Consider the following 25,488-nt stretch of genomic DNA (forward strand, 5'->3'; position numbering starts at 1 on the left):
GTAGGATGCTTTACATACTCTTCAAAAAGCCAGTTCATAGCTTTTTTAAACCCTTCAATACCTGAGGTAGTCTGTATCATAGAGTGCCATTGTTCTTTCAATTGATTTTGAATCATTGACAGTACTTCTAGAAAGAGCTCTTCTTTTGTTTTATAAAGCCTGTAAAAAAATTCGGTTGATATGCCAACTTCATTAGTAAGTGTATCGATGCAAGTTAATTTGTATCCTTTCGTTTTCCAACTCTGAGCACAACTTTCACGTAACTTTTGTTTAAGTAATGGAATATCTTCCTCAGAAAAATTTTTAGCCATTAGATCGGTTCCTCTAATTAGTATCATTTAGATCAGCCCCTTTCATTTCGTACTTTAATTGTACGAATCGATTGTCTCTTTTTTCTTACTCATTCCTTACAAGTTTATTAATTTTACAAAACGATAGTTGAGCCAAATGAAAAAGTAGAAAGGGTTTAATCAAGCTGAAAAAAGCCCTCCACATAAGATTGTGGAAAGCAATATAAATATTTTTAGTCGAAACTTGTCCTTCTAAATATTTAAAGGGAGACAAGCTTGCCTCCCACTTCATCAAAATTTAATATAGGGCACTTTATCAAAACCCCCGCCTCGTGCCAATACTTCTACCGCCGTCATTTTCCCAACGATCAATGTCCCAAACAACATCTTCCACGCCGTCATGTATTTCTCCGCTAGGAAGGGTACCGATTCTAACTATAGAAATAATACATCATCCTTTTCTTATTAATTTCGCCTTGGCGTAATTGAGTCCAGATTTTGAATTGTGCCAGCACAATTCAAAATCCATGACATCCACCGGAGGCTTTATCTTCATTCAGTAGATGTTTGACTGAATGGAGATAAATATTTCTTATTTTTATATTATGTAATGTTATTTGTTTTGTTCATCTCCAAATATGGGAGTTGTTTTTAAGCTAATAATCCAACAGCCACAGAAAATAAACCATTTCTATGGTTGCATACGCTTTAATATCGATAATATGCACTATCATAAAAATACCAAAAATTATTGCTGCTGGAACAAGTGCTGGAATTTCAGGGAATAAGAAATCCACATATCCTCCCATACCAATCGCTACTACTGGTCCTGCGATTATATATTGTAGAAGCACCCCGATTCCCGTAATAAAACCTTCAAATCTTCCCATAGCTCCCCTTGCAAAAGAATAAGGGCCACCTGCATGTGGTAATATTGTAGAAAGTTCAGAAATTCCTTATGTCATAGTAAAATATATTGTCACTATAAGTAATGTTACTATTAACATACCTAAAAAACCAGATTCACCTAGGTGCTTTTTTATTTCGTTGCCTTTTCTAAAATACTAAAAAAATCGCTATCATTTAGAATTACATAGTATTCAAATTGTCCGTCTGGTCTAATGATATTCAGTAACTTCTCATCTGAAGCAACAAACATTGGAAATCCTGTATTTAATGTAATATTGATTCGATAATCGTAATTACCTGAAACAACTTTTACTTTTTTAAATTTTGCATTTTTAAATGCCCCTATAAGTTCCTGTTGCATTTCTTCAATTGGTGTGAATATGTCCTCTGTTTCTACATCGATACTCTGATACCCACCATAACAAGCAATAAAACTACAATAAAAATTCCTATTTTTTGGGATTTCCGAATTATCATCCCTATATCGACACCTTCTTTTTTATTCTACTTCAACTAAACTCCCCCTTTAGTTGAAGTAGAAAAGGCACTACTTCTTATTGAAGTAAAGTACCCGTTACACAAACTTATACTTCTTTTTATTTTTGAGGGCGTTATTATATACGAAGTTCTACAAACTGACTGTATTTTTTAGTTTAAGAACCTTTTTATACTTAATATAGCAAGCTATTCTCCAAGGAATTAAATAACAAATAGCAAGTAAGAAAATTAGCACATTGAGTGTACCTGGTTCGATAGTAGAAATATGTTGTCGAAAATAATAACGTAAAGCAATTATAATGGCGAAAGTAATTATAAAAGCAGGACTTTTCTTAGCATAAATTAAACCATCATTTCGTATTTCATAATCTGACCATAAAATAAGAGGAATAGAAAAACCCACTCCTAAAAAAATTGCTATAGATAATTGAAGGTATGTGACGTTCCCAGAAGCGTTTAGAAAAAATGAAAATCCTGGTGTTAAAAATAGAAGAGGAAGAATTAATCGCACTCCTCTGCCTTTGGTTGGTTTGTACATAGAACGGATTCTGCGAACTAAAATGAACAATCCAATAATTAGAAACATAGAAGTAGCTGGTATTGCAGTTTGCATAAAAACCTCCCTGAATTATGTTTTAATATTTCTATTATTACATAAATTTCAACTAAAACTACGTTTTTCCTTATATGTTAGTTGAGTAAGACAAGATAAAACAACAATCATTACGAACAGAATCATAAAAAATAGACTAAACATATTATATATATAAAATATGTTTGGTCTATTTATTTACATACGTATGAAGGTTTTCACCGTAAGATAACTTATGAGTATGTTTTTTATAAGAAAGAGTGAAAGCTTTGAGGGGCTAATAAGATAGAAACTTTCGTTTTATATTTTTCCAACCTAAAAATTCTTTTATATATTCAGCAGGTGTTATGACAAGTAAGCTTTTAAAATCTTTGTAATAATGTGAAGGATCATAGTAACCATATTGGTCAATGTTTACAGGTGTCTCTTCAAAAGAAAAATGTTGAAGTAAGAGTTGAATACGTATGAATTTACTTAGCTTTTTTGGTCCAAATCCAGTTTTTTTGTAGAAAAGTTCTCGGATATATCGCTCAGAATAACCTGTTTTATGCTGAATTACATCTGGTAAGAACAGCCCATTATTTTCAATAATAGAATCAAAACAAGTAGCGAATATTTCATCACCCAAGCTTTTTTCCTTTTTTTGAGAACAAAAATACTCATTACAAATCTGCACTCTTTGTTCGAAATCACCTGCTTCAAAAACAGCTTGTATAAATTTAGAGTCTAGTGTGCAGCCTATTTCAACATTAACAAACGGTTGTTGAACAATTTGTTTTAATGCGCAATTGTATTGAATAACTGTTTGTTTTGGATTTAGACGAACACCAAAATATTTACCTTTTGGGGTAAATGAATAAATTTCACGAGTAGTCGGGGTATTCCCTAAGACAACCTTTTGATCTTTGCCAATGTAAAACATTAAATCTTGGCAAGCATCAGGAATAACATGAATATCACTATTAATGCCTATTGGTTCAAACTCATAATAAAATAGTATATCCTGGTTTAAATAGCTGTTTGGAGTCAGTTCTCTATAAGAATACGTTTTTTGGACCAATTCAGGTTGGATTGGATAATAGCTACTCAATAAGCCGCCCCCTCACTTCACTCTTAGGTAAAATTAAAAGAATCCTTGCGCCTGTTCATTGTAACTAGCTAAGACACATTTAGTTGATTGATACGATTCTAAAGCTTTTAAATGATTTTCTCGACCGACGCCTGACTTTTTGTAGCCGCCAAATGCTGCACCAGCAGGGTATTGGTGATACGTATTTATCCAAACACGTCCTGCTTGGATCTCTCGACTTGCTTTATAGGTAACGTTTGTATTACGTGACCATACAGCTGCCCCTAATCCATACATAGTATCATTTGCAATTTCAATCGCTTCCTCGAAGGTTTTAAACATAGTCACTGCCAATACAGGACCAAAAATTTCTTCTTGGAAAATACGCATTTTGTTATTGCCTTTAAAAATAGTTGGTTTAATAAAATAACCCTCTAAATTATCAAGGTGATTTTCGGCGCCACCGATTAAACATTCTGCGCCATCTTGTTTGGCAATTTCAAAATAAGAAAGAATTTTTTTATGTTGTTCTTCTGAAGCCTGTGCACCCATCATTGTTTCAAGTTCGAATGGATCACCCACTTTAATTTGCTTTACTCGTTCAATGGCTTTTTCCATGAAACGATCATAAATAGACTCATGGATCAAGGCTCTAGATGGACAAGTGCAAACTTCACCTTGATTTAAAGCAAACATAACTAATCCTTCAATCGCCTTATCTAGATATCCGTCATCAGCATCCATGACATCTTCAAAGAAGATATTAGGAGATTTGCCACCTAACTCTAGTGTAACAGGAATTAGATTCTCAGATGCATATTTCATAATCAGTTTGCCGACAGCTGTAGAACCCGTAAAGGCCACTTTGGCAATACGTGGACTTGAAGCTAACTCTTTCCCTGCCTCTACACCAAAACCATTAATGACGTTTAATACACCTTTTGGTAATAGGTCTTGAATAAGTTCAACTACGAATAAGAATGATACCGGCGTTTGTTCTGCTAATTTTAATACAACACTATTTCCTGCAGCAAGTGCTGGCGCCAATTTCCAAGCTGCCATTAAAATAGGAAAGTTCCATGGAATGATTTGGCCAACTACACCAATAGGTTCTTGGAAATGATAAGCTACTGTATCCTCATCAAAAGGTGTCACTTGCCCTTGTTGTGCGCGAATGGCACTTGCAAAATAGCGGAAATTATCAATTGCCAATGGAATATCAGCATACATAGTTTCACGAATCGCTTTCCCATTATCCCAAGTTTCTACCCTTGCAATTTTTTCAAGGTTTTCTTCCATACGATCAGCAATGGCTAGTAAGATACGTGCCCTTTCTGCTACGGGTGTTTTCCCCCAAGTTTTTTGGGCTTCATGAGCGGCATCTAATGCTAGCTCTACATCTTCTTTTGTTGAACGAGCTACACGTGTAAATACTTCTTTCGTGATAGGCGTAATATTATCGAAATACTCTCCATTTACAGGTGCTACCCATTCACCACCAATAAAATTGTCATATTCCTTTTTGAATTGAATGCCAGATTTTTCAATATTCGGTTTAACATTTAGCATAATTATCGACCCCTTTAATGATGATGTTGATGCTGTTGTTCTTCTTTTGCAGGTACCTCATGTTGAATCTCAAAACTACTTAATACTAGTACACAAAGCATTAAACCAGCCACAATGTAAATATGCTTTGGAATGGCTTTTATAAAGATAGGAAACATCTCACGATTCCATACACCGATAGAAATGATAGCACTTACAATAAACATCATTGTAAAAAAGATAATGCTTAACGTTAAATATTGGGTGGTCATTAATGTTAGCATCGCGCCCATCATTGCTCCCATAAAACTAGATCCTACACTTTCCATGAATAGGTACATTGGTAAGCCTATTGACAGTAAATAGCCTAATGCAATAGAAATAATAATAGATGCTATTGCACCTAGTACCATATCCGGAAGCCAGGTAGCCATATTCATCCCAACAGCAGTACTCATGGTCATAGAAATCAGCATTATACAGCACTTGGCCATGCCATGATTAGCAAAACGCTGTTTTAATAAACGGTTAGTGATTACCGTAAAAGTAACAATCACCAACATGCTTAGGAATGGTAGCATCTAATCACTCCTTTAAGAGTTTTATTGTATATGACAAGACGAGGTTGTGTGACACTTCTTGTCCGGTCTAGGAACGTCTATTGCTGGGTTTCGATCAAAGAATCCAACTGGTTTCAATTGGAAATTGATGTATGCAGTTGGCATTACAGGCCAATCTTCAGGGCGCGGGATATGATGATGGCCCATTGTGTACCAAACGACGATATCTTCATCATCAATTGAACGGTTTTTCTCAACGTATTTTGGAAGTCCATCTCCTCCAGCATGTTGATTTGGATACATACCTGTTGCATATTTTTCATTTTCATCAAATTGCGTAACGTGTAAATGGTGTTTGAGGAAACCAGCACGTTTCATAACGCTTGCTTCTTCATGAGCAAATGGGAAGCAATTTTCGCCAGGCAAAATTTTATATCCAACAGGTTGATTCACTCGGTTAAGTGAGTTTTTATTGATAATTTTCCAAGTACGCTGCGTTTTTAAATCTAAATTACGTAACGCTTCCTTCTCCGTTTTAAAGATACGTGAAAGAGGATAGAAACCATTGGCATTCGGATTGTGTTCTCCCAATGTTTCTGATACTGTTTCTGTTTCAACTACTGAGTTATTTTCACCGTCTAACATCGTATCAAGTCGGAAATTAAAGAAGTGTTGATGATGTGATGCGTTTAATCCTGGAGAAATCTCAGATCCATATTTTGTTTGGATGCCATCTTCACATGTACCAGTGCTTAAAATACCTGTTAGTTTGACTTCAGCTTCAATCGTACCGTCTTGGTAGAAACTCCAATAGAAGCCGTAATCATAATTTCCAACTGTACAGAAAAATGAAATCACTAGTCGACGTGAGCGCCGTACTTCTACATGACCTGTACGCCAATCTGTATGTTTCCAACCAATCCCGTAATCTTCTTCGTGTAAGCAAATCGCATTTTTGATCGTACGCGCATTTCCTTTAACATCAGCTACAACACCATCAAAGTATTGAATTTCGCCTAAGCAGTCGCAACCTAGTTCTAACGAATTGGCTAATTGACCCATTCCATATTCACCAGCATCAAAGGCATTTTGTGTGTTATGCGAAAATGTTGGTTCACCATAAGGGACAACCATTTCTGATAATGCTGCACGATAAAGAACTGGACGATCCTTGCCTTTGTCATGGTAATTAATTGTGTATAATACAAGGCCCTCACGTGGTGTAAATCCATAGCGGAAACTCCACTTTTGCCATTTGATCAAATTGCCTTCAATTGTAAAGCTTGGACCTTCAGGTTGAATGATTTCCAATGGTTTTAAGTCATTTCTAAACACAATTGATTCATCAACTTCAGGATGGTAATTACCTGATGTTGTTGGAATTGGACGTACCCCGTGATCTTCTACTTTGTAAACTTCCATTTTGTTTAGGTCTACATACGTTACAATACCTGTTAAAGGGTAAGCATATCCGTTATCTTCTAGCGATTTTTTTTGCCAACAAATCGCACGAAGTAAACGTTTACCTTCATGTTCCTGAACACCAAAATTCCCTGCTGACCAAGGATCCACCATAATTAATTCAGGGTTGTCAATACCACGTTTCTGTAATGCTGCTACAAAATCAGGGTGGCTCTTTACTAATTCTTCACATTGCTCAAATTCCTCTAAGGCTACATTTGGTTGTACGCCAGGAATATGTTCGTAGGAATCAACTTTTTCTGAAGTTAAATTTACAACTGCTTCATATGTTTTCAATTCTTTATCATCTAAAATCACTAAAAATACTTGGCGATCTACAGAATTACCTGGTTTGTAATTTAGTACTTCTGATTTTTTAGGTTCATGTAACATCACCGACATAAATCGTACATGTTCAGACAACTGTTGTTGTTCCTTGACTATTTGAACAGCTTTTTCAATTTCTACTTCAGATAATGGTGATAATGGGTGGCTTAGCTCAACGTTTGGATTAACCTTTACTGACATTCTATCAACCCCTTATAATTTGTTCTCTTTAATTATAATCAGAAAATTCAGCAAAAGTTATTGTAAATAACGGCATTTTTACAGATAAGTTACTTTTAGCTAAAAACATACAATATTTTCTACTTTAAGTGTTATTTTTCAAAAATACTAATTAAACTGTTTATAGTTCTCTTCAGGAGACCACCATTTAGACCGTCTTCCATCTTGCCATAGCAATTCTCAATATACGTATCGTTAAATTCAAATATGCATTACGCGTTTGTAAAGGATCGTATGTCCAGGTCATTTTTTAGTAGCCAATTTGAAAAGCAAGTTGTTTTTGTTGTAAAAAAACCAGCTAAGCACCTATTTGCTTAGCTGGTTTATTTTAAAATTATGCCTTAATTCTTCCCATGACAATCGTATTATAATAGTTGCCATCTGAAAGGAGTTTATCATTTTTTAAGACGCCTTCAACTTCAAAGCCAAGCTTTTTATAGAGCAAAATTGCTTTGTCATTTGTCTCTACAACAGTCAAGGCCATTTTTTTAATGTTATTAGCGTCAGCCCACTCTATCGAAGCATTTAAGAAATTTTTACCTATCCCATAGCGCCAAAATTCCTTTAAAACACCTACACCAAATTCTACTTTATGAGCAATTTTTTTAAATGGCGAGCCCGCACATCTAGAAAATCCGACGATGCGATTATCGACCACTGCCACTAAACACAAATTTCTTGGACTTTCTGAGTCGTCCTTAATAATCGCTTCAAATCCTTTCGTATCGATAAAGCCTTCCCCTTGTTCTCGATCGAAATTTTCCGTTTCTCCATCAAGCTGTAGCCTTAAATCAGATAATGCTTGGGCATCTTCGATATTGGCAGATCTAATTGTATAATGAAGTTCATTGATATAGAATTCTTGGCTATTTATGAGCATTATTGAAACCCCTCTTTACTTAGTTTTTAAAAAAGTACTTGGCTGAATGTTCACGAATCGATTGTGCCATACGGACTCATGATGCTTTATAATTTGCTGCGCATTTAATACGTGACTATCTAGTGTGGAATGTGCATCTTCAACTAAAATATTATGATGGTATCCACGGCTATAGGCGTTTCGGATGGTTGTATCAAGACAAAATTCTGTTTGAGCACCAGCGAAAATAAGCTGTTCAATTTGTTGTTCCTGTATGTATTGTGCTAATTCCGTTTGATAGAATGCATCCCACGTTGTTTTTTGAATCACTTTATCCTCTGGTTGTCTTAGAAGCCCGTGATATAGATCCCAGCCTGGCTTACCAAACGCAAAATCGTCATCCTTATTTGAATCTGTATGCTGGATAAAAATAATAGGAACTTCACTATTACGAGCCCAAGTTATTAACATATTAATATTATTTAACACTTTTTCATAATCAAATAAGTAGTTTTCACTATCCAAAAAGAATGCTTCCTGCATATCCACTATAATTAATGCCTGCTTCATATAGTTCTCCTTTAAGAATCTGACTTTAATTCTCTTATTGTACAAAAATACTCTTTGCATTTAAAGAGAATTATGAGAAATGAATAGCTCATCACCGTAGCGTGTAGTTGATTTCCGTTCCGACTGGGCGCTTTCCTGAGAGCGTCAGATGAGCCGCATCCTTTCTAAAGCATCTACTGAGTCAAGATAAAACCCCCTCCACAGCGCGATGCCATGAAGGGGGTAAACAACATTTTATTTCATTAATTCTTCAACAAATTCAACTGGTACATATGTTTTTGTTGGTTCTAATAAAGCTGGTGCTACTTCAAAATGACGAAGTGCTTTATTATAGCCATATTCTTTTTGACCACGTGTAATTGTATAAGATAATGCGCCTTTAGAAATAATAGCGCCATATCCTGTTGATTCTACTTTAAAGCCTAACTCTTCGGCAATTAAACGTAGTGGTACCATTTTAGTACCTTCTACCTCATAAAAATCATTGTTAATAATTTCTTGTACAGCAGCTTTAGACGGATCCTCTTTACCAGGCTCTTGTGCAATCGTATCTAAAACGACAACTTTTGAAGGTGGTGTTTGTGCTGGAATGCTCATTGTTGTAATTTTGTAGAACACTAGTAAATGTTGGTCTGCTAAATCCTTCGCTTTTACTTTTTTACCAGATAGGCTAAGTAATTCTGTTTCTTTGCCAACATTTAATTTTAACGTGTTATCAGTATTCACTAATTCTTTATTGAAAAAGTCTACTTCAACAGTTCCCATTTCTTTTGTTTCCACAATAATTACTTCTGGGTTATATTGTGGTGGATAAATCATCAGCATTGGCTTATTTGCATATGTGTAAGCTGTTACTTGATCACCCTTTTGTAGTTTAACTTCTTTACCAGTATTATCGAAAACTAGTGTTTCGTCATTTACAACAAAAACATTTGTATTTTCGTCTTCTTTCACAGTGTAATAAGTTGAATCTTCACGTTTTTCAACATTCTCAATTGTTCCAGCTATTTTAATAAAAATAGGTTGAACTTGTGGATTTTGCTCATTATTATCAGTAGCGTTCGTCACAACGGCTTCTCCTTCGTTGGCTGATGCAGTTGGAGCTACTACAGCGCCCCCGATTAATAATGCTGACATTGCAAATGGTACGACTTTCGTCATTTTCATAAAAAAAGCATCTCCTTCATTTCCCGAATTCATAGTAGTAGTCGGTTATAAAAGAAAAAGGTTACAGCATTGCCAACTTTTTTTTTAGCATTCCCCTAAAAAAGCCACGATTCTTCATCGTAAAAGAATCACGGCTTTCCCTTATACTGTTTGGTTCGCGGGTATTTGATCACCTCGCGCGGGTATTCCATTTAATCAGGTTGTACATGTAAATTTAAAACATGAATTGAAATAGGTTTAGTATACGCTGTAAAAAGTATTCACGCTCATTTTGCTTTCTTCGTATATCCAAAGCCGTATCGGGGAGATCGGTAATGACTCCATTGACATTTTTCCGAATAAATTCATGTAATGACCGATTATTATTCAATGTCCATACAAACAAATCAATTTTTTGTTGCTTCATCTCTGAGATTAGCTGGTCTGTTACCCATGCTTCCTCAAGTGAAATAAAATCAACCGTTTCATCCATCGGCCCGATATTTAATGCATAGACAATCCCAACATGTAAGTTCGGCGCCAATTTTTTTAACTGTGACATCATTTGAGGATCTGAAGATTGCACATAATACTTATCGAGAACCTTGTAAGCCTTTAGTTTTTTTACTAACTTGGGCAATACATCTTCCTTTTCTTTACCATGAACTTTTAATTCAATCAGTAAGGAAACATTTAGTGATTTTGCTATTTCAATAAAATCATCTAATGATGAAATTTTGTCGTTAAAGCCATTAGCATGAATGGTTAACGTTTTTAATTCACCGAGCGTCATATTGGCGATTACACCATTTTTACCTGTAAGTCTTCTTAATGTTTGATCATGAAATACTACGAATTGTCCATCAACGGTTTGTTGAATATCGATTTCGATTAAATCTGCACCCGAACTGGCTGCACTAACAAGGCCGCTGATCGTATTTTCCACATTCCCCTTCGTGTAGCCACGATGTGCAATTATTTTTGTATCTGGTGCATAGACACTTTTCTCTAATGAAATAACATTCATCACACTTAATGCAATGAAAACAACCAAAATGATGAAAGTCAATGGCTTATAGCGTCTTTTTCTAAATTTCGGTGTAAATCTTGACTTACCTAAAATTGGCGTATTATAGGTAATTGCCACCATTACTTGTGAAAACATTGCTTGCAGTAAACTAAATAACACGACAAAGACCATTTCTAAAAAAGCAAGAGTAATTGCCGCTGTGACAAGTGCTGTACTAGGAATCAAACGCTCCAAAATATATAATGGCAAGGTGCTTATAAGCGTAATTCCAAGCATTACAAGTAAATGAACCGTAACAAGCATAGCTAATAAGCTAAGGAGTCCCAACAAGCCCCGCTTTGAAAAACGCCAGCTCTGTATAAATGAACGAAGTATTGATATTTTCGGCTGGATTGTAAAAATCGGCAATGCCAAAATGCTACGTATCCCCACTATTACTAAAACAATTGTAATAGCCGCATAAAGTAAACGACCAGAACGACTGCTCATGATTTCATCTGTCAAAAAATGCGGAAGGGAAATGGCTTGTGTGAACGTCAGCGGAAATATTAATGAAGTTAATGGCAATAAAAGTGCAATATAAATAATTAAAAAAAGAATTTGAATGCTAAAAAAGTAAATAACCTTACGATTGAGTTGCTGCCATATGTGTAGAAATCGATAGCGAATACCTCTTTGTTGATGAAAGGCCATTATAAAAAGAAAGCCCATTTCATAATAAATAAATAGCAAAATGAGCATTATCAAAAGAATAATCATCGAGATGACAAAGGGATGCCCCATAAAACTTTGAATATTTTGCTCAGTAATATGTGTGTACCCAGTTACTCGCAGCATTAGCTTAAATACGATAGCTGTTACAGGAACAATTAATAAAAACTGAAATAATCTAATCAGTGCGAAAACCTGTATATAATCAGAGCGATACATATAAATATTGTAGACGGCTTGTCGCATTACTTGTCCCGTTTTGTGCATTTACTCACCCCAGTCATACCTATCGTATCCCCTATCTTAAGCATCTTTACGATTTTTATAAGCTTTTCCCTATAGGATATGTAAAGACATTTATTTCAAATTACTTTTAGCTCTTGAAATACAATTTGTCCCATATAATATGCGAGGAAAAATGATTCGATTTCTGTATTTATAGTGTCTAAAAAAATTTTTTTGAAACTTTTTTGTATGTCACTCAGTAAATAATAAAATCGATACAATTTAAGGGGGCTAATAATTATGATACATACGATTTTTAACCTGAGAGATATTATTAGTACAACTGTACTTCTTGTAAGTTTCCTCGCCATTTTTTTCGTAATGATTAAGATGATTAAAAAAATGAAATCGACAGCTCCTCTACCTCCTGAAGAAACACTTCAGCACAAAGTAGACGATTTAACAACAAGGGTGAAAACACTAGAAAATCGGGATTAAGAGAAATGAAGAATTCAGCATATACTGAAGAAGAAAAAATGATTCAGCGTTAGATAAATTTAGACAGGTTTGGGTTGAAGCAACAGGAGTTCTTGCGTTTTTTGATATTTCTGTGCACCTTGTGACGATGACTGGAGATCTCCTAGTGCTAGTTCAGTGCCATTTGAAAGGTGGGAGGGTGAGCGCTTTTGTAATAAAAATATTGGAGGGCATCCAAGAAATTGCTGCTTTCGTATTATTATTTTGTGGCTATATCTATTTCAGACAACTGAAAAATAAGCGATTAGAAAGAAAACTTTCTTGGTTTGAAATTGTTATGTATGTTATAACAGGGATAGCCATTTTCTTTTTTGCAGGTAGTTTTCTTTTGCTTTTTTTGGATAAGTTTCTTTATTAAATAAATACAAAATGGATTGAAAATGCTTAACGGATTCGGTTTTTGAGCTCCAATTCGCAAGCTAAATTAGCAATAGAAAAAGCAATGGTATTTCTTTGCCATTGCTTTAATATTTGATGATTATTGCTAATGCTCCCCACTCTTTTTCTTGTTCTGGAGTGTAAATCTCATATGTCCCGTCTATCATTTCTTTCATTGTCCATCCTTCGCAATCGAATTCTGTAAAAGGAATATCTTCGTACATTTCCCTAAACGTATCATATTTTATTACTCCTGTTACTTGAACTTGTAATGTTTCATCTTGTTGAGGAACCTTAATAAATTCAATCGTATCGCCAACTTTAATTTTCCTTCTCTTTTCATCGTTCAGACGAACTTCTACTTTCTTTTTTCCTTCTAGGATGGATTGAAAATATTCTCCATACAGTCCCATTTTATGAACCATTCCTATCACCTCTTATTCAATTTTACCAAAAATGATTCGGCTGCAGGAAAACCTTTAGCTATTGCATTTCGAAAATGGTGGGCATCCGATCGCCGAAATTCTTTTGAAAAGGAAGGCCTTAAAGAATGGTCTTCATTGGTCACAAAACGCCATTCAAAAGCTGTTTGATATGCTGGAAATGAGCAATCATGGTATAAGTCGAATTGATGTGTAATCTTGCATGGCGAATTTAATCAACTGGTCCTCTTTCAAAAGAACGGTCTCAAGAGCATTACCTCCCCAATGAAATAGCCCAATCATATACTCCATCGCTAGGAACACATCACACTAATAAGGAATGAGTTTCCTCTGCATCACCCTATTGGCTGCCGCCCATCCCTTTTTTATTGAACAACAGCTTTAAAAAAGTTAGGATATATTTGTTAAAGTTTTTTATTGTGGGAGATACAACAGGATTGTTACTTTCATATATTGCTAGCGAAATATCACGAACAGCAGCTTTGGGAGCAATAGCTTTCATTATTAAGAAAATTAGTAAAAAAAATAAAAATCTAAAAGGAGCAGAATAATGAGCGACTATTTCCGAATAAAGAAAAGCCTACCATCCGATGAGCCAATAAAATACACGATAAACAGGGATTATCTCAATAAATCAATTGAGGAATATGAGAAAAATTTGAAGGAATATGATGCCAAGATTGAGAAAGAAAAAATGACCGTTGATGAAATCTTTGCACTTGATTCGGAACAGCTTGAAAGCATGACGATTGAGGAATTGACAGCATGTGTCAGTACGCTACATTCAGCTTCAGCAATTCGAAAAATGCCAGTCGGGAAAGATGGGGCAATTTTGTTAGACCGAAATAATCCAGCAGATCGAGAGTGGTATGAAAACGACAAAGATTATGACATATTGTAAGGAGCAGCTGCGACTGCTCTTTTTTCTTTTGTTTGTTCCCCTTCATTTCAATTTAACTTTAGCCAAAGTAGTTTTTGCTATTCTTTTTATTTTTGCTTTCTCGAGTATTAGATTGACAACCCCACTGCACCCGCACTCTGTTGGCATTGAACAAACTTCTTTTATCGACAAGCAAAAACGCTGTAAAGTTTATTCTTTACAGCGTTTTTCATAAACAATACGGCCATCCACAACCGTATAAGCAACTTTTACTTGTGGAACGTTTTCAATAGCTATCGTAAAAAGATCCTCTTCTAGAACAGTGAAGTCTGCTGTATAGCCCTTTTCAATCTTACCTCGAATATGGTCTTGAGCGATTATTTGTGCAACTCCTACAGTATAGAGTCGTACTGCCTCAAAACGTGATATTTTCTCCATTGGACCGTAGCCGTTATGAGATTCTCCAACATTCCGTCTTGTTACAGCAGCGTATATACCATATAAGGGATTTGGTACTTCAATCGGGGCATCACTGCCACCCGCAACGACTAATCCGTGATCAAGCAGCGATTTTAACGGGTGCAAGCCTTTCGCTCGTTTCTCCCCTAGCCTAGCTAGTTCTGCTGCATACTCGCCCTGCACAAATTGCGGCTGTATATCCACTGCGACAGGCAACGCAGCAAGTTTTTCTAAAATTTCTTTATCCACCAAACTACAATGAATAACACGATCTAATTGACCTTCTCGCGGCGGATACGTGGTAAATACGTTTAAAATAGTTTCAATAGCTAAATCTCCAATGGCATGCACTGCCACTGTTTGTCCATGCTGACGCGCCAGTTGAACATAATGCTCTAATTGTGTAGTTGAGTGAACAAGTATTCCGCAATTGCCTGGCTCATCATAGTATGGTTCTCGTAAGGCTGCAGTACGTCCTCCAAAGGCACCATCGATAAAGATCTTCATTGCCCCAAACTCTAGATACGGAGAAGATGTTTCTTCCATCTTGGCAACTTCCTCAAATACTGTGTGGTGTTGTAATAAATGAACTTTAAACAATTGCTTTGCCTCGACAATCTTTCGAAAAGCATTTATAGGTTGAAGCGGAGGCCCGTAATAGCTTAAATCCTCCGAATGACCACCCACTAAGCCATATGATTGTAAGGAGATTACCGCCTTCTCAAGAGCATCCTCGATATAGTCGGGCGTAATATGGGGCATATGGTTTACAATCATATACAATGCTGCATCTTTTAAGACGCCTGTTAACTGCCCATCCACCTTATCGATGACGCCCCCCTCTGGTGATGGTGTGTCCTTTGTAATGCCTGCAAATGCTAATGCCTTGGAATTAGCTAAGATTAAATGATGACAGCTGCGTTTAATTATTAAATGAGCTTCTCCTAGAGCATCAAGCTCTGCTAATGTTGGGAAAATTGGAACTTCAAATTGTGTCTCATTAAGCCCTATCGCGATTACCCATTGATCCGTGGGAACTTCCAGCATCCTTTCACGAATAATGGCTAGTAGCTCGTCCTTACTTCTAACGTTCGATACATCAATATGCTTTAATTTCTCACCGTAGCCAATAATATGTAAATGACTATCCACAAAGCCTGGATACATCACATTTCCTTGTAAATGCCGAATAGAAGTAGCTTGTGGCGACAAGCTCTCTACTGAGCCTGTCGCCACAATTTTTCCTTCTTTAACAAGGACTGCTTCAACTGTTTCGCCAGCTTGTGCCATCGTGTAAATTTTTCCACCTGTCCATAACGTTGCCAAAACAATTCCTCCTATGCAATCGCTTCTAATCAATTATGCTTCGGCATAATTGCGTCTGGAATCGGCTTTGTGCTTAGGCCTGCGTGATGCAGGTCAGTTAGCCGTTATCGCATGTATGCGATGATTTTAGGCTAACATCCTATAGCACTCCTTTCCGATTCCGTGACATCCGCCGGAGGCTTTGGGCCAACGTGATGTTGGTCACTCAGTCGTTGCCACAGGACGTGGCGTTCTTAGACTGAGTTCCTCTGTTCAGCGAGTGTTTGGACCCCGCTGAAAGAAATTAAATGTGCTCGCTCTAAGCGACGACGAACAATTACGCCAAACCATGCTGCTAGAACAGCTTTCACAATACCTACAATGATAAATGGTGCCGCACCACCCATAAATGCAGCTGTCCAAGTTAAATCTCCGACAATTTTTAACCAAGTCGTTCCAAACGCCAATGTCACAACCATTCCAATGATGTTCGCAACAATTGCATGGAAAATTGTAAGCCCTAATTTATCTAAGTATAAGCCCATTATAATTGCCGTAACAAGGAATCCAACAATATAGCCACCTGTAGGACCAACTAAAATACCCAATCCCCCTGAAAAACCGCTAAATACCGGAAGACTAGCTGCACCAAGTAAAATATAAAGCAGTACTGATAACGTACCAACTTTTGTCCCTAAAATAGTTACGACTAAGCCTACTGCTAATGTTTGTCCTGTAATTGGAATAAGTGGTAGCGGAATCGTTACTTGTGCAAGAACAGAAATAATCGCTGCACCAAATGCCGCTAACACATAATGATATGTACTACTCTTCTTCAAACTAAATTGCCTCCCCTTGTGCGTTAACTACAAATAAAAATAAGTTAACACAAAGATAAAGCAAATGAAAACTGTTGTCAATCTATTTTGAGAAATTGCTATAGTGAACTAGCAATTTCTTATCATAAGGCCATGACCAAAGTGGTGTATTCTTAGATCGTCCGCTTGTAATTCAAACAAATCAAAAGTTATTTGATAAACCAAGAAAACCACACCAACCAAATAAAACCCAACCCTTTTCCAAAAAAGGTTATCGAAAAATGCGTAAATATGATTAGTCACATATACATATTGAATGTACGATTCATTAACAATCTACAATTAATGTTGGTTTTTTGACTATCATTAGTCCATTTGGATTAAAAGTTATTCGGAAAAAGACCCGTATCTTGAAAACGAAAAATGGGTATCTCAGTCTCCAACGTGAGCTAGCAAGCGGCAGAAATTGTACCAGCATATTTTCAGTTGGAAGAATTCGTATTGTAACAATTTGGTTTATATGGTAACCTACTTAAGTATTTTTCCATTATTAGGGGGGTAAGTTATGTTTCGTACTGGTATCATATTTTTAATTTTAGGGTTAGGTGCATTTATACTGCCGCAATTCGGTCTACAATTCAAATTATTTACTGTTTTTGGCGACATTTTTGGCGGAGGCGAAACCTTTGTCGAAATTGCTCTTGCAGGTATAGGCGCTGTCCTAGTATGCATGCATTTATTTAAAGGAAAGAAGGACAAGTCGTCCGCAGCATAAGAACATGTGATTTTTAGGAGGAAGTTATTTTGAAATCGTGGATTGCAAAACTATTAAAATCAGTAACTGTTATGACTTTAATTATGATGGTGTGTGCGGTTCCCGCATTCGCCGAAGAAGAGCTGAATTGGGTAGAAGGTGGACAGAAAGTTGACGTAGGGACCAATTTAGCGGAACTGGAGTTAGGCAGTGATTTTATTTTTCTTAATGCCGAAGATACGAAAAAGTATCTAACGCAGGGCGGAATGGAACCGAGCGGGTCAGAAATCGGCGTGATTTTCCCAAAGGATGAAAAACAGACTTGGGCCGTTTATTTCGAATATGAAGAATCTGGACATATAGAAGACGACGAGAAAACTGATATCGATGCTGATGCTTTGTTGGACAGCTACAAAGAAGGTACGGAAGAAATGAATAAGGAGTTAAGCCCTGAAAATCAGTTATTCGTTGACAAATGGGATGTTGCTCCATTCTACGACAACCAATTACATAGTTTGTCGTGGTCTTTATTGGCGCATGATAATCAGAACAACGGTGTTATTAACTACAATGTGCGAATTCTATCCCGCCAAGGCTATATCTCAGCGATACTCGTCTCAGATCCGGCGAATTTGCAGGCCGATCGTATAGTATTTAACAACAAGATCCTAAAGCAGTTTAACTTAAAGCAAGGTCAGCGCTATGAGGATTTTGACAAAAAAACCGATAAGGTAGCTGAATACGGCTTGACAGGATTAATTCTTGGAGGCGCGGGTCTAGCGGTTGCCAAAAAAGCGGGCTTGCTTGCTATACTCATCCCTCTATTGAAGAAGTTCGGGATCATAATTGTGGTGGCCGTCGGCGCGATTTGGGGCTTTATTCGTAAAAAAACCGGGTTGAAGAAAGAGCAGTCGGAGGAACAATCGACACAATCTGAACAGCCAGAACAATCGGAGCAGCCGACACAATCTGAACAACCAGCACAATCAGAGCAACCGGCACAGGACCAGGAGATTGACAAGCAGAAAGTTTAATTTGCAAGAGGAATAACCGCTCAATGTTTCGCGGACGTGGATATTGAATTATTTTAAAAATAAGAATATCAAAGCCCTTCCTAATCGCTCGATAGCCGAGTAATTAGGAGGGGCTTTTCATATCGTTTATTCATTTAAAGAATCCGCGAATAACTATGGAGCCTCTGCTCTTTGAGATAATTGCAGCTCGAAAAGTCGTTACTACATATTAATAGGTACTGCCTTTTTCGAACTAAATTGCCTCCACATTTGCGTTAAGAGCTAGCAATTTCTCTTCACAAATTACCAAAGCGGATCATTGATAGGATCATCTTCTTGTAAATCAAAGACATATGGTGCTAATAGACGATAATAAATAAGAATTGCAATTATAAGGAAAATAATACCAATCGTAATATTATTAAAAATAAAATGCATTAAAGAAATAAAAGGAAACGGAAATGCTAAAATGCCACCCATTTGCATAGATTTTTTTGTGCGATATTGTTTTTTCCCACAATAAGGACATTCGAGTTGTCCATTTTTTCGGTACATTTTTCGAGCTTGCTTCTCTGACCAAGTTTCCCCACACTCAATGCACACCGGTAGGCCATATCCTTTCTTGATTAGCACACGTTTAATAATTAAGGCAATACCTACGAAAAAACTAAAAAGCAATATACCTTTTACGAAATCATTTTGTATAAATGTCCATATATTCCATGTATCCGTTTCTTGTTGTAAGCTAGCTGCCTGATGACTTCCTGAATTTTTATTGTTTGATAATAAATAACTAAAACAAATGACAAAAAGCGTAAACGTTGCTAGCACCACACGATATTGCCACGGACTACTTCTTCTTTGTTTAGTTTTACTGCGAGCTTTTTGGGCAATCATCAGTTTTTTCTCATCTGTAAGCTTTACATCCCGAAGTTCATTTAGCACATCTTCTTTAAATTGATTCATGGCGTAACACCTCCCAATCATAATCACCGATTGCTGTTGCAAGTTGCTTTCTAGCACGCTGTAATCTTGTACGTATGGTTGCTTCAGGACAACATACGAGCTGTGCAATTTCCACTGTCGTCATATCCTCAAAATAGTAGAGAATCAGTACTTCCCTATAGGCTACGGATAATGTAAACAAAGCTTCTACTAGCTCTCGTTTTGTGGACTTAGCAAGAAATTCTTTTTCAGGCGTGACTGTTGTCGTACGCCCTGTTATTTTTTCAAAGAGTGTCAGTCGTTTACTTTTCCAGCTACGCAAATAATCATGGCTTCGATTGACCGTCATTTTCACTAAATATGTACGTAATGATGATTCTTGACGAAATTGCTCCTGCTTTTGATAAAAGGCGATAAACACATCCTGCACAATGTCCTCAGCTGTTGCTTCATTTTTCACATATAAATAAGCAACTTTTAGTAAATAGTCACCGTGCTCTGCAATAATATTTTCGATATCCATCGTTGTCCTCACCTTCTTTCTAAACTACTGACGGACGCCGCTTCATTTCCGATTCACTTTTTTTAAAATTTTTTCAAAAGAAAAGAATCTGCGAAACTCCAACGGCTATTCGTCGGAATGAAGCAGATCCTTTATGATTAATACTAGATAGTAACACTTAACCGTCAATACCCATCATCTGACTTGTTTAGTTACGATTCACCGCATCACTATAATGATTAAAAACATTGATTTGGTTACGACCATTGCGCTTTGACGTATACAGTGCTGTGTCCGCATTATGGATCAACTCTTCGACTGCAGTAATTCGAACTTGTTTATTTGTACTTACGCCAATACTAAATTCCAACTGAACGCTCTCATCATTGATTGTTAAGGACAGAGAGTTTAATGTCTGATAGAGATTTTCCGTCATCGTTTGAACAGATTCGCCTTCCTGTAATTGACAAAGCACAATAAACTCATCCCCGCCAAAACGAGCAACGATCGATTCAAATGATTGAAAATAGTCCTTTAATGTAGTTGCAGTAATCGTTAAAGCATCATCACCAAATAAATGACCATTTGTATCATTGATTTCTTTAAAATGGTCTAAATCAATCATCATTAATGCTAATTGCTGATTTTCTACTGAAGCTTTCTCCAGCATTTTCTTTGCATTCTCATCAAAATAACGTCGATTATAAATATTCGTTAATGGATCAATAAAGGAAGTTTTTTCAAAACGTTTTTTCTGGTCATTATACTCCATCTCAAATAACAAATGAGTATAATTTTCCCTTTGTATTTCTAATAGTATGTCAATATATTCCTTTTGTATCGAGCACAATACAAGTTTATTACCTTGTTCTTCTATAAGCTTCACTAAAGAATTGTATATAGTTTGAAGCATCGCTAAATCATTATTTTGTAAGGCATAGTGCTTCGACTTTTGATACAAATCAATGGCCTCGCCAATGCGTCCCTGTTTTTCACAAAGTAAAGCATAGGCATTCATAACCTCCAATTGTACCTTGGAATACGGTGGTTTCTGAATCATCAGTAACAGCTCTTGCAATAATTCATCTGCTTCATCAAATTCCCCCAAGCAAATTTGTGCAACAGCTAAGTTTATTTTTGAATAAATAACCCCTGAATAAGGATTTTCATGCTTTGTCTCAAAATAATTGCCAAAGTATAGGCTCTTTAATGCAAAATCCTTCGATTTTTGATAGTTCCCTAAAGAGTTTTCTAAGTCGCTTAAATTATTATAAATTTTCCCTAAGCTATCTGTATGTTGAATACGCTCAGCAATCTCTAGTCCCTTGATCATAAACTCTTTAGATTTCTTTATATGGCCAAATGTCCCCCAATAAATGGATGCTAAAATATAATGATGGATTAAATCGATATCATCGCCATATTGAAAGGTTAATTCGCGATATTGCTCAAGCACACTAATGGACACTTGCAAATCACCTGTTTGAAAATAGCTTGCACAGCTATAGCGTAATAACAGAATTGCTTTTTTATACATACCAAGCTCAATAGCACTTTCAATTGCGGCATTACTTAATTCTATATATTCTATAAAGCGATTCGCATCATACAATTCATTGAGCGTAATCCATAATTCTTCAAACTCCTGTGTGTTCATACCGCCCCTCCTTATCGTAACCCCTACTTCTTTAATACTATCTTTATGTGCATAATATTACAATTCCTCAGACTCATTTATTTTCAAATTAATGAGTAAAATTAACCTCAAAATAACATTCGATGATTCATTTCTCCTAAAAAGATGATATCCCCTATGTAAATATGACTCTTTTTATATGGAGAATATTTAAGACAGTACAAAAACTATAATTTCCCAACAAAGAAAAAACAAGCCTCTTCTTTAAAGAGACTTGAAGAATGTTGGGTGGATTTCCACATTGAAATCAAAACGATTAAAATACTAAACAAGGCAAACCTCGTCATAAAGCAAAAGTCCAAATGGCGAGGTCAGCCTATTATATTATCATACACCTATATGGATACAAGAAGTAGCTTTGCCTGTTAAGGTTCTTTAATACCTAAAAGCTTCTTTAACTCTTCCGACCTTTTTTGACTAAGATGTGCAGTACCGTAACCCACTTTACACAAATAAAGTGATTGATCGTTACTATCCCAGACATCTACACGAACTCCCTCTAGCATAAATGAATAACCTGGAGGGCTTCCTGTATCTTCAGTAGGCTGCCACTCTGTTTGTCGAAAGAATTGCATGACTTCCTGTTCATTTTGAATGTTGAGCTTAGTCGTGACGGTTGGTTCAACAATGTCCACATTGTTTAAAACGCCGTAGTGTGTAACACTTCCATTTTCATCAATTGACTCATTCCTATTTGATTCTATACGAACATAATCTCCTTGCTTTACTGGGAAATCATCTAAAACCGGATACCAAGTTGCTTTTGGGTACTTATTCATGATTTGCACTTGCGAAAGTTTTCCTAAGTCTTCTGGAATAGCCTCTTCAACAAATAGAAAGGTATTGGATTCTACTTTTATGACTGTTCCCACATACGTAATTCCATGTGAATTACTTGAATAATTCTTGATTTCATTTTGCTCCTGAAACGTTTTTACCTGTTCTGCAAAATGTTTATCAAAATAACGGATGGCATCTTGAGCGGCTATTTCTTGTACTATACCGTTCGGGAGAGTGGGGTACTTCCCCAAGTAAAAGGTACCAAGCTTTTTTTTAGCTGTATACATCGGTAACAACGGCTCCACATACGTTGTAAAGTATTTATCGACTCCCTTCTCTTTTAAAAGCTCAGCATATTCAGGTGATTGTTGTAACATAATAAGCTCGTCATAATGCTCCTTCCTTACAGCCTTTAGCTCAGCCTCAGAATATTGAAGACCAAGTGACTTCGCATAATAATAAGTGGCAATTACCTTTTTGTAGCGTTCAAATGCCTCTATTGTATAAAATTCCTCGTCTTGTTTACCCCAATTGATCCGCATAATATTTTCAAAATGAACAAGCTGCGTATCGTTAAACAAATTTGCCGATTGTCGCGTTTCCTTATTTAGTAGTTGCACTATGACAAATCCAACTAAGCAAAACGTCACAATTGCCGTTAAAAGCACGAAACGAATGGGCTTTTTAGGTTTGACAACCTGCTGCTGTAAGACACGATTTTTGATACGCTCCTTACTCTCTACCATATCCCCTGCCACTCTCACCAACTCTTTTTGCCATTCATTCATGTCCAAGCACCTCCCATTCCTCTAGCTTTAGTTGAGACTTTAAGGCTTCTCTTGCCCTTTTTAACCTTGTTTTAACAGTGTTTTCTACAATACCTAGAACCTGTGCTATTTCGGCAATCTTCATCTCTTCATAATAGTAAAGGATGATTGGCTCTCTATATGTTAGTGGAAGCTTTAGAATAGCTGCTCCGATATGCGATCTTTCCTCCGCTTTAACCAGTGTATCGCGTTGTATGTTAGCCTTCTCAGGAAATATTTTTTCTTGTAAAATCAATTTTTTATAATGCCAACTTTTTAAATAATCCTTGCTTTTATTAATCGTTAACCTAGATAAATAAGCACGTAGCTGTCCACGTTCCTCATAATCATGCTGAGAAAATTTTATAAAAACCTCCTGCACAATATCCTCTGCTGCGTGCCTATTTTTCACATAAAAATAGGCGAGACGCAATAAATGCTCTGCATGTTCATCCATCATTTTTTCAAGTATGCCGTTCACCTCCCCCTCTTACACTATAAACGACTGCCAATAAATGACCGTTTCACTTTATTTCAAAAAATGGTATTGACCTTGGAGCATACTCCAATGTTAGGATAAATTTAGGAGGTGCTCACATGCTTATCAAACAATTTGCAGCTAAGTATAATTTATCTACTGATACCGTACGTTACTATGAAAAAGAAGGATTATTACATCCAAGTAAACAGGACAATGGCTATCGCGTGTATGATGTCACTTGTGAACATACAATAAAATTCATTTTAGTATTAAGACAGGTTGGCTTTACATTACAAGAAATCAAACAGCTCCTTACACTAGAGCAAAAGCCTATTTCAGATTCCTGCAATCAAGAAACAGTACAGCTATTCTCAGCAAAAATCACCCATATTGAGCAGCAGTTATTTTTTTATCAGCAGGCACTACAATCCTTACAGCTCACTCAAACACTATTGGCTGAAGGCAAATACGCTGAAAATAAGTTAGTCATCGGCTCACTGATCGAGGATATGTATAATAAATTACAAGAAGGAAGTGTTCATCATAAAACTACGTAAAATAATCTCATTGGAATATTTAATAGCATTTTTAGTAACTGTATTTTTCTACTGGCATTTTGAATTTTCGTTCCTATATTTTGTACTGCTTTTATTACTACCTGATATAACGATGTTAGGCTACATAGTAAACACTAAAGTCGGCGCGTTGTTTTACAACATTGGCCATAGTTTAGCCTTGCCAGCCATTCTCTTAATTATGGGCTTTGTCACTGTATCATCACCGCTACTAATGGCCTCTATAATTTGGCTAGCTCATATATTTTTAGATCGTGCACTAGGCTATGGATTAAAATATGATGAAGCCTTTACAAAAACTCATTTACAACAAATAGCTTAAGTTAGAAGTTGCGACTCTATCGGTAAGCGACGTTCTTATCAGCAAATCTTTTCACTTTATCAGTGTTTATGTTTCCCCTTTCAAAAACCAATTTTTCGGAGGGATACTATGGTGTTGAATTTAGTTCTTCGCTTTCTATTAAAAATTTGTGTGTTAATGGCTTTTGGATATTGGGGTATACAAACTGGGAAAGGCATGTTTTTTAAGCTTTTACTAGGCATTGGAGCACCCGCTTTGTTCGTAGTTCTTTGGAGTATGTTTGGTTCACCCAAAGCAACATTTCCATTGAGTGGGATTTCGCATTTTATGTTTGAATTCGTGATATTCTCTCTAGCCGCCTTAGCTTTATATGCTACAGGCCGAACACAATTAGCTATTGTATTTGCTATACTAATCATCATTAATGAGATTTTATTGTCTGTATTTCATCAACGCTAAAAAATCCACGTTTTTAAAAGTGGCCTAAATCAAGACAAAAAAGAAAATCCACTCTTTTTTAAAGTGGATTTTCTCACCCGCTGAAAGAAGTTAAATAAGTCGCTTTATCTTCGTTTCATATAGCGCAACAATTAGCAAGCCGCCAAGTATAGGGGTTAAAGAACTAAAACTGAAATAAAAACCTCCATGATTGAATTGTCCTAAGAAATGAAATTGCAGCCACGGAACGCCATATGTTTCACCTACACCGTATAAAAAAACTGTGCTAAATAAAAACAATGCAAGACATTTGATAAATTCATTTCTTTTCATTACAATTCA

General features: G+C 36.3%; 30 protein-coding genes and 1 pseudogene. 9 read left to right on the plus strand and 22 right to left on the minus strand.

Features of this window, described 5'->3' with window-relative positions:
- The 13 genes and pseudogenes from ACFCYJ_RS21115 to ACFCYJ_RS21175 all read right to left on the minus strand — a co-directional run.
- The coding region (locus ACFCYJ_RS21115) for a TetR/AcrR family transcriptional regulator (protein WP_376076667.1) at positions 1-338 on the minus strand (338 nt) is incomplete at its 3' end.
- 608 nt (positions 339-946) lie between these two features.
- A complete protein-coding gene (locus ACFCYJ_RS21120) occupies positions 947-1,243 on the minus strand; it encodes an amino acid permease (protein WP_376076779.1) in 297 nt (98 codons plus the stop codon).
- Positions 1,244-1,329: 86 nt separating this feature from the next.
- On the minus strand, positions 1,330-1,560 hold the full coding sequence (locus ACFCYJ_RS21125; protein ID WP_376076669.1) for a hypothetical protein: 231 nt from the start codon (positions 1,558-1,560) through the stop codon (positions 1,330-1,332).
- Positions 1,561-1,827: 267 nt separating this feature from the next.
- Complete coding sequence (locus ACFCYJ_RS21130) at positions 1,828-2,310, minus strand: CcdC family protein (protein ID WP_376076671.1); 483 nt, start codon at positions 2,308-2,310, stop codon at positions 1,828-1,830.
- 256 nt (positions 2,311-2,566) lie between these two features.
- Complete coding sequence (locus ACFCYJ_RS21135) at positions 2,567-3,379, minus strand: helix-turn-helix domain-containing protein (RefSeq protein ID WP_376076674.1); 813 nt, start codon at positions 3,377-3,379, stop codon at positions 2,567-2,569.
- A gap of 33 nt (positions 3,380-3,412) precedes the next feature.
- Complete coding sequence (locus tag ACFCYJ_RS21140) at positions 3,413-4,927, minus strand: aldehyde dehydrogenase family protein (protein ID WP_376076677.1); 1,515 nt, start codon at positions 4,925-4,927, stop codon at positions 3,413-3,415.
- A gap of 14 nt (positions 4,928-4,941) precedes the next feature.
- The gene (locus ACFCYJ_RS21145) at positions 4,942-5,487 is read right to left on the minus strand and encodes a hypothetical protein (protein WP_376076678.1); all 546 of its coding nucleotides are present in this window, start codon (positions 5,485-5,487) and stop codon (positions 4,942-4,944) included.
- A gap of 21 nt (positions 5,488-5,508) precedes the next feature.
- Positions 5,509-7,455: a primary-amine oxidase gene (locus ACFCYJ_RS21150; RefSeq protein WP_376076681.1), complete on the minus strand. Its 1,947-nt coding sequence runs from the start codon at positions 7,453-7,455 to the stop codon at positions 5,509-5,511.
- 176 nt (positions 7,456-7,631) lie between these two features.
- Positions 7,632-7,780: pseudogene (locus ACFCYJ_RS21155) on the minus strand (GNAT family N-acetyltransferase); the annotation flags it as partial.
- 48 nt (positions 7,781-7,828) lie between these two features.
- Positions 7,829-8,374 carry a GNAT family N-acetyltransferase gene (locus ACFCYJ_RS21160; protein WP_376076684.1) on the minus strand — a complete coding sequence of 182 codons (546 nt, stop codon included), beginning with the start codon at positions 8,372-8,374 and terminating at the stop codon, positions 7,829-7,831.
- Positions 8,375-8,389: 15 nt separating this feature from the next.
- Complete coding sequence (locus tag ACFCYJ_RS21165) at positions 8,390-8,923, minus strand: isochorismatase family protein (RefSeq protein ID WP_376076686.1); 534 nt, start codon at positions 8,921-8,923, stop codon at positions 8,390-8,392.
- A gap of 234 nt (positions 8,924-9,157) precedes the next feature.
- On the minus strand, positions 9,158-10,090 hold the full coding sequence (locus tag ACFCYJ_RS21170) for a stalk domain-containing protein (protein ID WP_376076689.1): 933 nt from the start codon (positions 10,088-10,090) through the stop codon (positions 9,158-9,160).
- Between the two features lie 214 nt (positions 10,091-10,304).
- Positions 10,305-12,077, minus strand: coding sequence for a glycerophosphoryl diester phosphodiesterase membrane domain-containing protein (locus ACFCYJ_RS21175; RefSeq protein WP_376076690.1), 1,773 nt, complete (start codon positions 12,075-12,077; stop codon positions 10,305-10,307).
- Between the two features lie 258 nt (positions 12,078-12,335).
- On the opposite strand from ACFCYJ_RS21175, the gene ACFCYJ_RS21180 reads away from it, so the two are divergent.
- Together ACFCYJ_RS21180 and ACFCYJ_RS21185 are read left to right on the plus strand one after the other, a co-directional pair.
- Positions 12,336-12,533, plus strand: coding sequence for a hypothetical protein (locus ACFCYJ_RS21180; RefSeq protein WP_376076693.1), 198 nt, complete (start codon positions 12,336-12,338; stop codon positions 12,531-12,533).
- Positions 12,534-12,711: 178 nt separating this feature from the next.
- On the plus strand, positions 12,712-12,930 hold the full coding sequence (locus tag ACFCYJ_RS21185) for a hypothetical protein (RefSeq protein WP_376076695.1): 219 nt from the start codon (positions 12,712-12,714) through the stop codon (positions 12,928-12,930).
- A gap of 106 nt (positions 12,931-13,036) precedes the next feature.
- Here ACFCYJ_RS21185 and ACFCYJ_RS21190 read toward each other — a convergent pair whose 3' ends face one another.
- Positions 13,037-13,375 carry an ASCH domain-containing protein gene (locus tag ACFCYJ_RS21190; RefSeq protein ID WP_376076696.1) on the minus strand — a complete coding sequence of 113 codons (339 nt, stop codon included), beginning with the start codon at positions 13,373-13,375 and terminating at the stop codon, positions 13,037-13,039.
- Positions 13,376-13,794: 419 nt separating this feature from the next.
- Between ACFCYJ_RS21190 and ACFCYJ_RS21195 the strand changes: the two genes are divergently transcribed.
- Both ACFCYJ_RS21195 and ACFCYJ_RS21200 read left to right on the plus strand, forming a co-directional pair.
- On the plus strand, positions 13,795-13,944 hold the full coding sequence (locus tag ACFCYJ_RS21195) for a hypothetical protein (protein ID WP_376076698.1): 150 nt from the start codon (positions 13,795-13,797) through the stop codon (positions 13,942-13,944).
- Positions 13,944-14,294, plus strand: a complete 351-nt coding sequence (locus ACFCYJ_RS21200; RefSeq protein ID WP_376076700.1) for a hypothetical protein — start codon at positions 13,944-13,946, stop codon at positions 14,292-14,294. The genes ACFCYJ_RS21195 and ACFCYJ_RS21200 overlap by 1 nt, the downstream gene beginning before the upstream one ends.
- 189 nt (positions 14,295-14,483) lie before the next feature.
- Here the strand turns inward: ACFCYJ_RS21200 and ACFCYJ_RS21205 are convergent, their stop codons facing one another.
- Positions 14,484-16,058: an amidohydrolase gene (locus ACFCYJ_RS21205; RefSeq protein ID WP_376076703.1), complete on the minus strand. Its 1,575-nt coding sequence runs from the start codon at positions 16,056-16,058 to the stop codon at positions 14,484-14,486.
- 233 nt (positions 16,059-16,291) lie between these two features.
- The gene (locus ACFCYJ_RS21210; RefSeq protein WP_376076704.1) at positions 16,292-16,876 is read right to left on the minus strand and encodes a biotin transporter BioY; all 585 of its coding nucleotides are present in this window, start codon (positions 16,874-16,876) and stop codon (positions 16,292-16,294) included.
- Positions 16,877-17,420: 544 nt separating this feature from the next.
- On the opposite strand from ACFCYJ_RS21210, the gene ACFCYJ_RS21215 reads away from it, so the two are divergent.
- Together ACFCYJ_RS21215 and ACFCYJ_RS21220 are read left to right on the plus strand one after the other, a co-directional pair.
- Positions 17,421-17,630 carry a hypothetical protein gene (locus tag ACFCYJ_RS21215; RefSeq protein WP_376076707.1) on the plus strand — a complete coding sequence of 70 codons (210 nt, stop codon included), beginning with the start codon at positions 17,421-17,423 and terminating at the stop codon, positions 17,628-17,630.
- Positions 17,631-17,659: 29 nt separating this feature from the next.
- A complete protein-coding gene (locus tag ACFCYJ_RS21220) occupies positions 17,660-18,643 on the plus strand; it encodes a DUF2167 domain-containing protein (protein WP_376076709.1) in 984 nt (327 codons plus the stop codon).
- 282 nt (positions 18,644-18,925) lie between these two features.
- Here ACFCYJ_RS21220 and ACFCYJ_RS21225 read toward each other — a convergent pair whose 3' ends face one another.
- The 5 genes from ACFCYJ_RS21225 to ACFCYJ_RS21245 all read right to left on the minus strand — a co-directional run bounded on the left by ACFCYJ_RS21225 (position 18,926) and on the right by ACFCYJ_RS21245 (position 23,832).
- Entirely contained in the window at positions 18,926-19,588 is a 663-nt protein-coding gene (locus ACFCYJ_RS21225) for a TIGR04104 family putative zinc finger protein (protein ID WP_376076712.1), read from the minus strand.
- Positions 19,575-20,090: a sigma-70 family RNA polymerase sigma factor gene (locus ACFCYJ_RS21230; protein ID WP_376076714.1), complete on the minus strand. Its 516-nt coding sequence runs from the start codon at positions 20,088-20,090 to the stop codon at positions 19,575-19,577. The genes ACFCYJ_RS21225 and ACFCYJ_RS21230 overlap by 14 nt, the downstream gene beginning before the upstream one ends.
- 187 nt (positions 20,091-20,277) lie before the next feature.
- Complete coding sequence (locus ACFCYJ_RS21235; protein ID WP_376076717.1) at positions 20,278-21,726, minus strand: tetratricopeptide repeat-containing diguanylate cyclase; 1,449 nt, start codon at positions 21,724-21,726, stop codon at positions 20,278-20,280.
- Positions 21,727-22,130: 404 nt separating this feature from the next.
- On the minus strand, positions 22,131-23,333 hold the full coding sequence (locus ACFCYJ_RS21240; RefSeq protein ID WP_376076720.1) for a hypothetical protein: 1,203 nt from the start codon (positions 23,331-23,333) through the stop codon (positions 22,131-22,133).
- Positions 23,326-23,832: a sigma-70 family RNA polymerase sigma factor gene (locus tag ACFCYJ_RS21245; protein WP_376076723.1), complete on the minus strand. Its 507-nt coding sequence runs from the start codon at positions 23,830-23,832 to the stop codon at positions 23,326-23,328. Before ACFCYJ_RS21245 ends, ACFCYJ_RS21240 begins: the two co-directional genes overlap by 8 nt.
- Positions 23,833-23,948: 116 nt before the next feature.
- Here ACFCYJ_RS21245 and ACFCYJ_RS21250 point away from each other — a divergent pair, with 116 nt between their 5' ends.
- The 3 genes from ACFCYJ_RS21250 (at position 23,949) to ACFCYJ_RS21260 (ending at position 25,167) form a co-directional block, all read left to right on the plus strand.
- Positions 23,949-24,389, plus strand: a complete 441-nt coding sequence (locus ACFCYJ_RS21250; RefSeq protein ID WP_376076725.1) for a MerR family transcriptional regulator — start codon at positions 23,949-23,951, stop codon at positions 24,387-24,389.
- A gap of 10 nt (positions 24,390-24,399) precedes the next feature.
- Positions 24,400-24,729: a DUF4260 domain-containing protein gene (locus ACFCYJ_RS21255; RefSeq protein WP_376076728.1), complete on the plus strand. Its 330-nt coding sequence runs from the start codon at positions 24,400-24,402 to the stop codon at positions 24,727-24,729.
- A 108-nt stretch (positions 24,730-24,837) separates the two neighbouring features.
- Positions 24,838-25,167, plus strand: a complete 330-nt coding sequence (locus ACFCYJ_RS21260) for a YrdB family protein (protein WP_376076730.1) — start codon at positions 24,838-24,840, stop codon at positions 25,165-25,167.
- Positions 25,168-25,257: 90 nt separating this feature from the next.
- On the opposite strand, the gene ACFCYJ_RS21265 is transcribed toward ACFCYJ_RS21260, so the two are convergent.
- Positions 25,258-25,479, minus strand: a complete 222-nt coding sequence (locus tag ACFCYJ_RS21265) for a hypothetical protein (RefSeq protein ID WP_376076733.1) — start codon at positions 25,477-25,479, stop codon at positions 25,258-25,260.
- Positions 25,480-25,488: the final 9 nt, after the last annotated feature.

The sequence above is a fragment of the Lysinibacillus sp. NPDC056232 genome (assembly GCF_042267565.1).
GTDB lineage: Bacteria > Bacillota > Bacilli > Bacillales_A > Planococcaceae > Lysinibacillus.